Origin of the sequence: Paraburkholderia flava (assembly GCF_004359985.1) — a bacterium.
Classification (GTDB): Bacteria; Pseudomonadota; Gammaproteobacteria; order Burkholderiales; family Burkholderiaceae; genus Paraburkholderia; species Paraburkholderia flava.
The window spans coordinates 673786-685532 of record NZ_SMRO01000003.1 but is presented as its reverse complement, the minus strand read 5'-3'; the positions used below and the strand labels follow the sequence as shown (position 1 = coordinate 685532).

12 protein-coding genes are annotated in these 11747 nt (G+C 63.4%); 7 read left to right on the top strand and 5 right to left on the bottom strand.

Annotated elements, in window-relative coordinates:
- Positions 1 to 24: 24 nt before the first annotated feature.
- Positions 25 to 633, bottom strand: a complete 609-nt coding sequence (gene rsmD, locus E1748_RS25565) for a 16S rRNA (guanine(966)-N(2))-methyltransferase RsmD (protein WP_133650051.1) — start codon at positions 631 to 633, stop codon at positions 25 to 27.
- Positions 634 to 837: 204 nt separating this feature from the next.
- On the opposite strand from rsmD, the gene ftsY reads away from it, so the two are divergent.
- Positions 838 to 2022, top strand: a complete 1185-nt coding sequence (gene ftsY, locus E1748_RS25560) for a signal recognition particle-docking protein FtsY (RefSeq protein ID WP_133650050.1) — start codon at positions 838 to 840, stop codon at positions 2020 to 2022.
- Between the two features lie 108 nt (positions 2023 to 2130).
- Here ftsY and maiA read toward each other — a convergent pair whose 3' ends face one another.
- Both maiA and E1748_RS25550 read right to left on the bottom strand, forming a co-directional pair.
- Positions 2131 to 2775 carry a maleylacetoacetate isomerase gene (gene maiA / locus E1748_RS25555; protein ID WP_133650049.1) on the bottom strand — a complete coding sequence of 215 codons (645 nt, stop codon included), beginning with the start codon at positions 2773 to 2775 and terminating at the stop codon, positions 2131 to 2133.
- A gap of 22 nt (positions 2776 to 2797) precedes the next feature.
- A complete protein-coding gene (locus E1748_RS25550; RefSeq protein WP_133650048.1) occupies positions 2798 to 3496 on the bottom strand; it encodes a fumarylacetoacetate hydrolase family protein in 699 nt (232 codons plus the stop codon).
- 276 nt (positions 3497 to 3772) lie between these two features.
- Between E1748_RS25550 and E1748_RS25545 the strand changes: the two genes are divergently transcribed.
- The 3 genes from E1748_RS25545 to leuA all read left to right on the top strand — a co-directional run bounded on the left by E1748_RS25545 (position 3773) and on the right by leuA (position 7125).
- A complete protein-coding gene (locus tag E1748_RS25545; protein ID WP_133650047.1) occupies positions 3773 to 4009 on the top strand; it encodes a hypothetical protein in 237 nt (78 codons plus the stop codon).
- An 85-nt stretch (positions 4010 to 4094) separates the two neighbouring features.
- A complete protein-coding gene (ybiB, locus tag E1748_RS25540; protein ID WP_133650046.1) occupies positions 4095 to 5081 on the top strand; it encodes a DNA-binding protein YbiB in 987 nt (328 codons plus the stop codon).
- Between the two features lie 370 nt (positions 5082 to 5451).
- On the top strand, positions 5452 to 7125 hold the full coding sequence (leuA, locus tag E1748_RS25530) for a 2-isopropylmalate synthase (protein ID WP_133650044.1): 1674 nt from the start codon (positions 5452 to 5454) through the stop codon (positions 7123 to 7125).
- A gap of 181 nt (positions 7126 to 7306) precedes the next feature.
- On the opposite strand, the gene E1748_RS25525 is transcribed toward leuA, so the two are convergent.
- Positions 7307 to 7690, bottom strand: coding sequence for a nuclear transport factor 2 family protein (locus E1748_RS25525; protein ID WP_133650043.1), 384 nt, complete (start codon positions 7688 to 7690; stop codon positions 7307 to 7309).
- A 47-nt stretch (positions 7691 to 7737) separates the two neighbouring features.
- The gene (locus E1748_RS25520; protein WP_133650042.1) at positions 7738 to 8301 is read right to left on the bottom strand and encodes an acyloxyacyl hydrolase; all 564 of its coding nucleotides are present in this window, start codon (positions 8299 to 8301) and stop codon (positions 7738 to 7740) included.
- A 376-nt stretch (positions 8302 to 8677) separates the two neighbouring features.
- Between E1748_RS25520 and rpoH the strand changes: the two genes are divergently transcribed.
- The 3 genes from rpoH (at position 8678) to E1748_RS25505 (ending at position 11739) form a co-directional block, all read left to right on the top strand.
- Positions 8678 to 9613: an RNA polymerase sigma factor RpoH gene (rpoH, locus tag E1748_RS25515; protein WP_133650041.1), complete on the top strand. Its 936-nt coding sequence runs from the start codon at positions 8678 to 8680 to the stop codon at positions 9611 to 9613.
- Between the two features lie 283 nt (positions 9614 to 9896).
- Entirely contained in the window at positions 9897 to 10157 is a 261-nt protein-coding gene (cydP, locus tag E1748_RS25510; protein WP_133650040.1) for a cytochrome oxidase putative small subunit CydP, read from the top strand.
- Positions 10147 to 11739, top strand: coding sequence for a cytochrome ubiquinol oxidase subunit I (locus tag E1748_RS25505; protein WP_133650039.1), 1593 nt, complete (start codon positions 10147 to 10149; stop codon positions 11737 to 11739). The genes cydP and E1748_RS25505 overlap by 11 nt, the downstream gene beginning before the upstream one ends.
- The last annotated feature ends 8 nt before the right edge of the window (positions 11740 to 11747 follow it).

Below are 11747 nucleotides of genomic sequence, written 5' to 3'. Positions count from 1 at the left end.
GAGACGAGACAGCTGCCCGGAACGTCAGCCGTCCCGCTGCAGCAGATGATAGTGAACCGCCCCCGCCTTGCCCTGCCGCACGACGCTCCAACCCGCGAGCGCTTCGATCTGCGCGACGTCGAGCGCCTCGCCCGATTCGACATAAAGCATGCCGTCGGCACTCAGCAGGGGCACCACGAGTTCGAGCGCGCGGCCGAGCAGATCCCCGTCGAACGGCGGATCGAGGAACACAACATCGAACGAACCGGGCGCGAGACTCGCGGCCAGACGCAGCGCATCGGCTTCGGCGATTTCGATCGTCTTGGCCGACAGATGCGCCTGATTCGCACGCAGTTGCGCGGCGGCGCGCGCGTTGCGCTCGACCATCAGCACGCGCGCCGCGCCGCGCGACGCCGCTTCGAAACCGAGCGCGCCGCTACCCGCGAACAGATCGAGGCAGCGCTGCCCTTCGAGCCGCTGACCGAGCCAGTTGAACAGCGTCTCGCGGACGCGATCGGGCGTCGGCCGCAAGCCGTCGAGATCGAGTACCGGCAGCGGCGTGCGCTTCCAGTCGCCGCCGATGATACGGATCGCGTGCGGTTTGCCGCGACCGGTCGATGCGCCATGTGCGCGGGAAGGAGAAGAACGGGGCATGTGAATCGGGTTGAATGGACAAAGCGTGAACAGAACGCGGTGCCGCGCAGGCGGACCGGAGCGCCAACGTTACCACACGGGCCCGGCGGCTCCGGGCGTGCGGCTGCCACGACGCGGTAGGGCCGGCCTGATAAAATGACGGGTTTTCAGCGCGTTGCATCCCGCACCGTCGCTCCGCACTCCGCCGTCGAGCCACGCCAGAACATGTTCAGCTTTTTCAAACGATTCAAGGGCTCGAAAGGGTCCGACGCCGCCGCAGAAGAAGCCGCCGTCGCGGATTCGTCTGTGGTCGAGGCGGACGTCGAGCCGTCGCCTGCAACGCCTGCACCGGCTCCGGCTCCGCACGTCGACGCTGCTCCGACTGCCGAAGTCGCCAAAGCCAACGAGCCTGAACCCGAACCCGAACCGGAAGACACCCCGTTCGAAGACACCACGACAGTCGCCGAATCCGTCGAAATCGTCCCGCCGCCTCCGCCCGAGCCCGCCGCGAAAAAATCCTGGCTCACGCGGCTCAAAACGGGTCTGTCGAAAACAAGCTCGAACCTCACCAGCATTTTCGTCGGCGCGCGCATCGATGAAGACCTGTACGAAGAACTCGAAACAGCGCTGCTGATGTCCGACGCAGGCGTCGAAGCCACCGAGTTCCTGCTCGAAGCGCTGCGCGAGAAAGTGCGCAGCGATCGGCTCATCGATCCGCAGCAAGTGAAGGGCGCGCTGCGCACGCTGTTGATCGATCTGCTGCAGCCGCTCGAAAAATCGCTGATGCTCGGCCGCGCGCAACCGCTCGTGATGATGATCGCGGGCGTCAACGGTGCGGGCAAAACGACCAGCATCGGCAAGCTCGCGAAGCATCTGCAGCACTTCAATCAATCGGTGCTACTCGCTGCCGGCGATACGTTCCGCGCAGCTGCGCGCGAACAGCTCGCGATCTGGGGCGAACGCAATAACGTGACAGTCGTGTCGCAGGAAAGCGGCGATCCGGCCGCGGTGATCTTCGACGCGGTCGGCGCCGCGCGCGCACGCAAGATCGACGTGCTGATGGCCGACACCGCCGGCCGTCTGCCGACTCAGCTTCATCTGATGGAAGAACTGCGCAAGGTGAAGCGCGTGATCGGCAAGGCGCTCGACGGCGCACCGCACGAAGTGCTGCTGGTGATCGACGCGAACACCGGTCAGAACGCGCTGTCGCAGGTGAAAGCGTTCGACGATGCGCTCGGCCTCACGGGCCTGATCGTGACGAAGCTCGATGGCACTGCGAAGGGTGGCATTCTCGCGGCGATCGCACGGCAGCGTCCGGTGCCGGTGTACTTCATCGGCGTCGGCGAGAAGGTCGAGGATCTGCAGCCGTTCAGCGCGGAAGAGTTCGCGGACGCGTTGCTCGGTAGCTAGCCGACGGTCCGCATCGCGCGTAGTCGCGACTGCACAAGAAGGGCGCCGGGTCATGAACTGACCCAGGCGCCCTTTTTTATCGCGACGAAAATCCGCGCAACGTCACGCTCATTCCGCGTCGGGCTGCACCCCGGGCGCAGCGCGCGCAAACGCGTCGAGCTGTTCCGCGTAGTCGAAGATGCGCTGGATGGTCGGATACGCGGTCATGTCGATCTTGAAGCGCTGCGCGTTGAACACCTGCGGGATCAGGCACGTATCGGCCATCGTCGGCGTATCGCCGAAACACAGCTTGCCGGTGCGCGGATCGCTCGACAGATGCTCTTCGAGCGCGGCAAAACCGGACTCGATCCAGTGCCGGTACCACGCATCTTTCGCCGCATCGTCGACACCCAACGTGTGCTTCAGATACTTCAGCACACGCAGGTTGTCGACTGGATGAATATCGCACGCGATCTGCAGCGCGACCGATCGCACATACGCGCGATCGCGTGGCACCGCCGGCAGCAGCGGCGGCTGCGGATGCGTCTCGTCGAGATACTCGATGATCGCGAGCGACTGCGTCAGCACATCGTCACCGTCGACCAGCGTCGGCACCACCGCGCCGTGATTCAGCTGGCGATACTCGGGCTTGAACTGCTCGCCGCCATCGCGCAGCACGTGGATCGGCACGTAGTCGTACGGCAACCCCTTCAGGTTCAACGCAATCCGCACGCGATACGACGCGGAGCTGCGGAAATAGCTGTATAGCTTCATCTGATGTCTCCTCCTCGCGCGCTCACGCGACGCGCACGCTGAATTCGCCGAGCCCTTCCACGCCGCCCGTCATCGTGTCGCCCTTCGTCACCGAGCCGACGCCTTCGGGCGTGCCGGTGAAGATCAGGTCACCGGGCTGCAGCTCGAACAGCGTCGACAGATACGCGACCGTTTCCGCAACCGACCAGATCAGCTGCGACACATCGGAACGCTGCTTCTCGTCGCCGTTGACCGACAGCCAGATCGCGCCGTCGCCGATATGCCCGACTGCGGACACCGGATGAATCGGTCCGAGCGGCGCCGCATGATCGAAGCCCTTCGCGGTATCCCACGGACGACCGAGCTTCTTCGCTTCGGCCTGCAGATCGCGACGCGTCATGTCGAGACCGAGCGCGTAACCGTACACGTGATCGAGCGCGCGCTCGACCGGAATGTCCTTGCCCGCCTGGCCGATCGCGGCGACGAGTTCCATCTCGAAGTGCACGTTCTTCGATTGCGACGGATACGGGAACACGCCGATCTCGCCGGGCGCGACGTAGACCACTGCGTCGGCTGGCTTGCCGAAGAAAAACGGCGGTTCGCGATCGGGATCGTGTCCCATCTCGCGCGCATGCGCTTCGTAGTTGCGGCCGACGCAGTAGATGCGGCGCACCGCGAAGCGATCGTTCGATCCGGCGACCGGCACCGCGACAACCGGCGGCGGGGCAAACACGTAAGTCATCCGATTCTCCGTCGTGAGCGTGATTTGAGGCGCGTCGCAGTGGGCGACGCCGGAGGCAACGAGTGTAACGCCTGGATTGGACGATGCACGCTTTGCCCGGCACGTCGGAGCACCGACGTAGCGGCGTATCGACGCACAGGCCTGTCGGGAACGCAGTTCGCGATGGTCCTACAATACAGATTCGGCGACCCTCCGCGAGCCCACGTGCCACTCGTCACGCAATCCGGGCGAGTTAAAATAACGCAAATACCCAGACGCAACATTAACGGTTCCAGGATGACTCACTCATTCGCATCATTGCTGATTATTGGCGGCATCGCGCTGCTGGCGCTTTCGCAGATCTTTATTGGACTGCATGCATTTTCCGGCAATCCATTTAAAGGGATTTTGTGTTTTGTCGTGCCGCTGTACGTTTGGGCGTACGCTAGGCGACATCCCGTGGGACGTGCGCTGATGAGTGCCTGGTATGCAGGAATCGTCGCACTGATCTCGGGAGTCGTTCTGAGTTCATAGTTAAACAAGACCGGGCGATATAGAGACCGCTTCTAAAGCGCCCCTCCTGACGTCCCTCTTGCCACATCCGTTCGCCTCACCGCCCATGACCGACTCCGTCACCTCGTCCGCTTTTCCGTGCGCCCGCTTCATCAAGGAGATCGGTCGCGGACCGAACGGCGCTCGCGCGCTGACGCCCGAAGACACGCACGCGCTGTACAGCGCGATGCTCGACGGACGCGTGTCCGATCTGGAGCTAGGCGCGGTGCTGCTCGCGTATCGCGTGAAAGGCGAAAGCGCCGACGAACTCGCCGCGATGCTGGCCGCCGCGCACGCATCGTTCGAACCGGTGCGGCTCGCAGAGGGCGCGTCGCAAAGCGCGTATCAGGCTGTCTCGATTCCGAGCTACAACGGCGCGCGCAAACAGCCGAATCTCGTGCCGCTACTCGCGTTGCTGCTCGCACGCGAAGGGATACCGGTGCTCGTGCATGGCGTCGTCGTCGATCCGGGCCGCGTCACCAGCGCGGAAATTTTCGCGCAGCTCGGCATCGCGTCCGCGCAAACACGCGACGATATCGAGCAAGGTCTCGCGTCACGACGCGTCGCGTTCGCGCCGATCGCGACGCTCGCGCCGAAACTCGCGCGGCTGCTCGCGCTGCGCGCACGCATGGGCGTGCGCAATTCGACGCACACGCTCGTGAAGATTCTGCAGCCGTTCGCGCCGCCCGCTTTGCGTCTGGTGAACTACACGCATCCGCCGTATCGGGACAGCCTCACGCAGTTGTTCAACGCGCATCCCGAGGCTGCGGCCGGCGGTGCGCTGCTCGCGCGCGGCACCGAGGGCGAAGCAGTCGCCGATACGCGTCGTCAGGTGCAGGTCGACTGGCTGCACGACGGCCTCTGCGAAACTCGGCTCGAGGCGGTGCGCTCGTCGCCGGATGCGCCGCCCGTCGATCTGCCCGATGCACTCGACGCGCAGACCACCGCCGCATGGATCGACGCCGTTCTGCGCGGCGATGCGCCGGTGCCCGATGCGATCGCGCGGCAGGTGGCGGTCATCGCGGATATCGCGAAACCTGGCCGGCCAGGTTGACAGCGCGCGCCGCGCTGACATACATTCGATCCATGCGTTCCATCCCGAACACCTTCCGAATTACCTCCGGCCGCCTCGCGCGGCCCCTATCGCTACGTCTAGCGTAAGTCGCTGACGTAGCGCCGCGCATCCAGCTGTCCGCGCGGTCCTCCCGAGTTTCTGCAGCACCGCTGTTACCCGTTTCACCCCAACCGCAGTTCCTTTTTAAACCTGTAAGTCGTTACCTTTCGTCTGCTTATCCGGCGGACAAAGTGCGAAGGCGGGTGCGTGTCGCTCCATCGGCTCAGGCCACGGCAGCGCGCACCGACAGCATCGAGCCAGCCGCCCGATGCCGTACCCCTCGCAGGCGACGAGACGAACGAGGCTCGCCATGTTGCGCAATCCCGCAGAGAAATACCGCCCCTTCCCCGCTGTCCGTCTGAACGGCCGAAAATGGCCCGGTCGCACGATCGACCGGGCACCGATCTGGATGAGCACCGATCTGCGCGACGGCAACCAGTCGCTGATCGAACCGATGACCATCGCACAGAAGCTCGAGTTCTTCGAGATGCTGGTCGCGATCGGCTTCAAGGAAATCGAAGTCGGATTTCCGTCCGCGTCGCAGACCGACTTCGATTTCGTCCGCAAGCTGATCGTCGAACGCCGCATTCCCGACGACGTGACGATCGAAGTGCTCGTGCAGTCACGCGAAGACCTGATCGCACGCACGTTCGATGCGCTCGAAGGCGCGCCACGCGCGATCGTCCATCTGTACAACGCGATCTGCCCGTCGTTCCGGCGCATCGTTTTCAACCAGTCGCAGTCCGAGGTGAAGGCACTGGCTGTCGAGGGTACGCGGTTGATCCGGCAGTACGCCGATGCCCGTCCGTATACACACTGGACCTACCAGTACTCCCCCGAAACCTTCAGCATGACCGAGCTGTCGTTCGCGCGCGAAGTGTGCGACGCGGTCGCGCAGACGTGGCGCCCGACGCGCGATCACAAGATGATCGTCAACCTGCCGGCCACCGTCGAAGCCGCGACGCCGAACGTCTACGCGGACCAGATCGAATGGATGGATCGCAATATCGGTTATCGCGACAGCATCGTGCTGTCGGTGCATCCGCATAACGATCGCGGCACGGCGGTCGCCGCTGCCGAACTCGCGCTGCTCGCGGGCGCGGATCGCATCGAAGGCTGCCTGTTCGGCAACGGCGAGCGCACCGGCAACGTCGATCTCGTCACGCTCGCGATGAACCTCTACACGCAGGGCATCGACCCCGGTCTCGATTTTTCCGACATCGATGCGGTACGCGGTGTCGTCGAGCGTTGCAACCGGCTGCCCGTGCATCCGCGTCATCCGTATGCGGGCGACCTCGTGTACACGGCGTTTTCGGGATCGCATCAGGATGCGATCCGCAAGGGCCTCGCGCAGCAGGCGCCCGACGCGATCTGGGAAGTGCCCTACCTGCCCGTCGATCCCGCCGACGTCGGTCGCAGCTACGACGCGGTGATCCGCGTGAACAGCCAGTCGGGTAAGGGTGGTACGACCTTCCTGCTCGAGCGCGGGATGGGCTTCGCGCCGCCGCGTCGCGTGCAGATCGAATTCAGCCAGGCCGTGCAGGCCGCTGCGGACAGGTCAGGCGCCGAGATGACCGGCGACGCGATCTGCGCGCTGTTCGCAGGCGAATATCTCAAGACCGTCGGACCGGCGGGCCGTGGCGCGGAAGGTGCGATGCGCTGGGAAGGCCGTGACGTCGACGTATCGTCTGTACAAAGTGGTGCCGAGGAAACGGTCGGCCAGCGCGCCGACGATACACACGCACGACGGGTCGCGCGGGCTATCGCGGCGGCATCGGGCGAGAGCGTCGACGTGACGTCGTGCGAAAGCGTGCAGACGGCCGACGGGCGCACAGCCGTATTCGTCGGTTGCCGGGTCGGTGGACAGGCGGTGAGATATGGCGTCGGGATCGGCGATGCGCCGGAAGCGGCTGCCCTGGATGCAGTGGTCAGCGCGGTCAATCGCGCGGCGTGGCCGGCGGTCGATCAACGGGCAGCCGCGTAAAGCGATGCCTCACTCCGAGCCACCGCTGAAGTAAAGAGAAGCAGCAAGAAAGCACACCCAAGGGACAACGCCGGCCGCACAACAGGCAGCCGACACAGGCAATCCGCCCACAAGGCGGACCGGGTCAAAAAGCCGACACGCTTCAGCCGCCGTCCCGCCCCTTCAACACACAGTCACGCGATCATTCGATCGCGCAGCGAGTCGCCTGCCACGCCACGAGCCGCCACTGGCCACCCTCCTGCGCCTGGATGGCCGTGTACGCGATAGGAAACAGCAGCGCGCCGTTATTCGCTTCCATCTCGATCAGCGCGCGGCCGGTCACGACGCAGGTCTCGCGTCCGACCGGCATCACCTCCTGCGACTGGATCTCGATCTGCCGGTAGCGACGGCGGCCCGCGGTGATCGCGTCGATGAACTGCCGCTTGGTCTCGCGCTTGCCGTTCGTGTGCACGTAGCTCACGGTGTCGGAAAGCAGCGAATCCAGCAACGGCCCATCGCCGTCGACCATCGCCCGAAAGCGGTCGCGCTCAAGTTCGCGGATCGCGTCGATCACCTTTGCCGCCATTGCTCGACCCCTTTGCACCGACAAGGGCCGTCATCCGGCCGCGGTCGTCAGAAGTTATATTGCAAATATAGCTGGCTGAAATTTATACCAGGATTCGGCTCTTTGATACTGGCGTTGGAAACGTGCTGGAAGCGATAGCCGACCTGATACTGCTGACGATTGCCGAACTGCGCGCCCACACCGACCATGTCGGCGAACTGGAACGCCGAGCTGAGCGTGTAGCGACTGGAGATCGTCGGGCTCGTGAGTAACCGCACGCCGACGCCCGCTTCGAAATACGGACGGATCGCGCCCGACCCCTTGATGAAACGCACCACCGGCGTCACGCCGAATTCGCCGACGTTCTCGTGGACGTTGCCTTCGTCGGTATGCCACCACGCGGCGTGCGCTTCGCCGATCAGACTGAAATGCCAGTCGCCGATGTACCACCAGTTCAAACCCGGATCCCACACGACGCCGAGGTCGAGCTTGCGCACGTGGTGATCCGCGACGCCTCCTGCGATCTGCACGCCAAACTGGTCGGCGCTGGCCAAACCAGACGCCGCCAGCAGGCCCGCAAACAGTGAAATTTTCAGTGTCAGACCACGTGCGGCGCAGTTCTTTTTCTTCATGAACACCTCTTGTTACCCGGTGGACCGATAAGCCGCCGAGGGGAAGGAAGCCGTTATTCTGGAGCATCGAGCAAGGAACGAGCCGCCCGGCAACCGGCCGAATCCGGCAAATAGCTCCTTCAAATTCCGAAAAAATCGCAGGTTATTGAAAGGTGGGATGCCCTTCGCGGGTAAATGCTACGCCCAACGCGGGAAAACTGCAGAAGGGGTACAATGCTATTGATCTTCAAATTTCAATAGGTAGAGGGGAACCTCGATGACCCCACGGACTCTAAGTGTTAGCACTCGGATATTGAGAGTGCTAACATCCACCGTGAAGTCGTTTTCCGACTGAGCTTTTTTGCTGCTTTTTGCTGATTCCGAAGGAGTTTTTCACGTGAGCAACGCAATGACCCTCCCGAGTACTCTGAGCCCGTCGTCGGCTAAGGCCGCTCCGGCAGGTGCACTGGCGCTCGCGCAATTTTCGATGTTGCCCGGCCAGCTGGGCAACATCGACGCCTACATCCAGGCCGTCAACCGGATCCCGATGCTGACGCCGGCGGAAGAACGCCAGTTCGCCACCGAATTTCGCGAGCAGAACAATCTCGACTCGGCCCGCAAGATGGTGCTGTCGCACCTGCGGCTTGTCGTGTCGATCGCACGTAACTACCTCGGCTACGGGCTGCCGCATGCCGACCTGATCCAGGAAGGCAACATCGGCCTGATGAAGGCCGTGAAGCGCTTCGATCCGACGCAGAACGTGCGTCTCGTGTCGTACGCGATGCACTGGATCAAGGCCGAGATCCACGAATACATCCTGCGCAACTGGCGCACGGTGAAGGTCGCGACCACGAAGGCGCAACGCAAGCTGTTCTTCAACCTGCGTAGTCACAAGCAAGGGTTGCAGGCGTTCACGCCCGAAGAGATCGAAGGCCTCGCCAAAGAGCTGAACGTGAAGCGCGAGGAAGTCGCGGAGATGGAAACGCGGCTGTCCGGCGGCGACGTCGCGCTCGAAGGCCAGGTCGAGGACGGCGAAGAGTCGTACGCGCCGATCGCCTATCTGGCCGACTCGCACAACGAGCCGACCGCCGTGCTCGCATCGCGCCAGCGCGACAAGCTGCAAAGCGAAGGGATCGCCACCGCGCTCGAATCGCTCGACGCACGTAGCCGTCGCATCATCGAGGCACGCTGGCTGCATGTCGACGACGACGGTTCGGGTGGCTCGACGCTGCACGAACTCGCCGACGAATTCGGTGTGTCGGCGGAACGTATCCGCCAGATCGAAGCCAGCGCAATGAAGAAGATGCGCAGCGCGTTGAACGAATACGCATAACGCATCGCGCGCTAATTGCGCATTAGCTGCAACACAAGCAAGCCCCGCCCTCGCAAGACGGCGGGGCTTTTTTCTGCACGCCGTAATGCGATCCGCTGCGCGATTGACTTGGCTCGACAATACTTGTATTAGTTTCATCGCAGACGTCCGCTCGCGACCCTTTGCCGCACTGCGCGATGCGCGCACCCCGCGACGCTGCTTCTAGAATCAGTCATGCATGCCGCGCCGGACAACGATCGTCCGGCTTCGCAGATGTACCCGTCAGGTAGTCGCACCACCGACCATGACCCTTTCGCTCGATCGCCGTCCCCCATCCCGCCTCGCACTGCGCAGCCGGTTTGCCGCATGGGCGCGCGGTCCGACCTTCGCACGCGACATCGTCATCGTGCTCGTCATCAAGTTCATCTTGCTGATGATTCTCAAGTACGCGTTCTTCAATCATCCGCAGGCGGACAACATGTCGTTGCCGCCCGCGCAGGTCGCACAGGCGCTGCTGTCCGTGCCCGCCCCCACTCCGCCCCAGGGAGACCAGCATGCCCACTAGCGAAGTCGTCGATCTTTCGCGCCTCCAGTTCGGCGTCACGGCGCTCTACCACTTCCTGTTCGTTCCGCTGACGCTCGGTCTCTCCTGGCTGCTCGTCATCATGGAGTCGGTCTACGTGATGACCGGCAAGCAGATCTACAAGGACATGACGCAGTTCTGGGGCAAGCTCTTCGGGATTAACTTCGCGATGGGCGTGACCACCGGCCTCACGCTCGAATTCCAGTTCGGCACGAACTGGTCGTATTACTCGCATTACGTCGGCGATATCTTCGGCGTGCCGTTGGCCGTCGAGGGGCTGATGGCGTTCTTCCTCGAATCGACGTTCGTCGGGCTGTTTTTCTTCGGCTGGAAGCGGCTGTCGAGCGTCAAGCATCTGATGGTCACGTTCCTCGTCGCGCTCGGCTCGAATCTGTCCGCGCTGTGGATTCTCATCGCGAACGGCTGGATGAACAATCCGGTCGGCGCTGAGTTCAACTACGAGACGATGCGCATGGAGCTGTCGAGTCTCTACGCGGTGATCTTCAATCCGGTCGCGCAGGTGAAGTTCGTGCACACGGTGTCGGCGGGTTATGTGACGGCGTCGATCTTCGTGCTCGGCGTGTCGTCATGGTATTTGCTGAAGCGCCGCGATACCGAGTTCGCGTTGCGCTCGTTCGCGATCGCCGCAGGCTTCGGTCTTGCGTCGACGATCTGCGTGATCGTGCTCGGCGACGAATCCGGCTACCGCACCGGCGAAGTGCAGCGGGTGAAGCTCGCCGCGATCGAATCCGAATGGGAAACTGCACCCGCACCCGCGCCGTTCACGATCATCGGGATCCCGAACCAGCAGGAACAGCGCACCGACTACGCGATCCGCGTACCGTACGCGCTCGGCATCATCGCGACGCGCTCGCTCGACGAGCCGGTTGCAGGATTGAAGGAGCTGATCGCGCACGCCGAAACGCGGATCAAGAGCGGGATCATCGCGTACGGCGCGCTGCAGAAACTGAAACAGGGCGACACGTCCGACGACACCCGCGCACTGTTCGACGCGCACAAGAAAGACCTCGGCTACGGGCTGATGCTCAAGCAGTTCACCGCGACCGTCACCGACGCGACCCCCGACCAGATCCAGCAGGCCGCGAAGAAAACGATTCCGCCGGTCGCTCCGGTGTTCTTCTCGTTCCGTCTGATGGTCGGACTCGGCCTGCTGTTTCTTGCGACGTTCGTGCTCGCGTTCTGGTTCTGCGCGCAGCGTTCACTGCTGCTCGACAACCGACGATGGTTCCTGCGCTGGGCCGTATGGGCGATTCCATTGCCATGGCTCGCGGCGGAATTCGGCTGGATCGTCGCCGAGGTCGGTCGACAGCCGTGGACCATCGCTGAAATCCTGCCGACTGCGCTATCCGCGTCGAGTCTCCAGCCGCACGATCTGTATCTGAGCCTCGCGGGATTCATCGTGTTCTACACGGCGCTCTTCATCATCGAGATCACGTTGATGTTCAAGTACGCGCGCCTCGGACCGTCGTCGCTGCACACGGGACGCTATCACCACGAACGGGTCGCCGCCACGCAACTGGCTCGCGACAGCTCGGCGGTCTGATCCAACGC

Coding starts and splice junctions, on each gene's coding strand:
- rsmD (WP_133650051.1), bottom strand. CDS start 633: ATGCCCCGTTCTTCTCCTTCCCGCGCACATGGCGCATCGACCGGTCGC.
- cydP (WP_133650040.1), top strand. CDS start 9,897: ATGACCCTTTCGCTCGATCGCCGTCCCCCATCCCGCCTCGCACTGCGC.
- maiA (WP_133650049.1), bottom strand. CDS start 2,775: ATGAAGCTATACAGCTATTTCCGCAGCTCCGCGTCGTATCGCGTGCGG.
- leuA (WP_133650044.1), top strand. CDS start 5,452: ATGTTGCGCAATCCCGCAGAGAAATACCGCCCCTTCCCCGCTGTCCGT.
- E1748_RS25525 (WP_133650043.1), bottom strand. CDS start 7,690: ATGGCGGCAAAGGTGATCGACGCGATCCGCGAACTTGAGCGCGACCGC.
- E1748_RS25505 (WP_133650039.1), top strand. CDS start 10,147: ATGCCCACTAGCGAAGTCGTCGATCTTTCGCGCCTCCAGTTCGGCGTC.
- E1748_RS25550 (WP_133650048.1), bottom strand. CDS start 3,496: ATGACTTACGTGTTTGCCCCGCCGCCGGTTGTCGCGGTGCCGGTCGCC.
- ybiB (WP_133650046.1), top strand. CDS start 4,095: ATGACCGACTCCGTCACCTCGTCCGCTTTTCCGTGCGCCCGCTTCATC.
- E1748_RS25520 (WP_133650042.1), bottom strand. CDS start 8,301: ATGAAGAAAAAGAACTGCGCCGCACGTGGTCTGACACTGAAAATTTCA.
- ftsY (WP_133650050.1), top strand. CDS start 838: ATGTTCAGCTTTTTCAAACGATTCAAGGGCTCGAAAGGGTCCGACGCC.
- E1748_RS25545 (WP_133650047.1), top strand. CDS start 3,773: ATGACTCACTCATTCGCATCATTGCTGATTATTGGCGGCATCGCGCTG.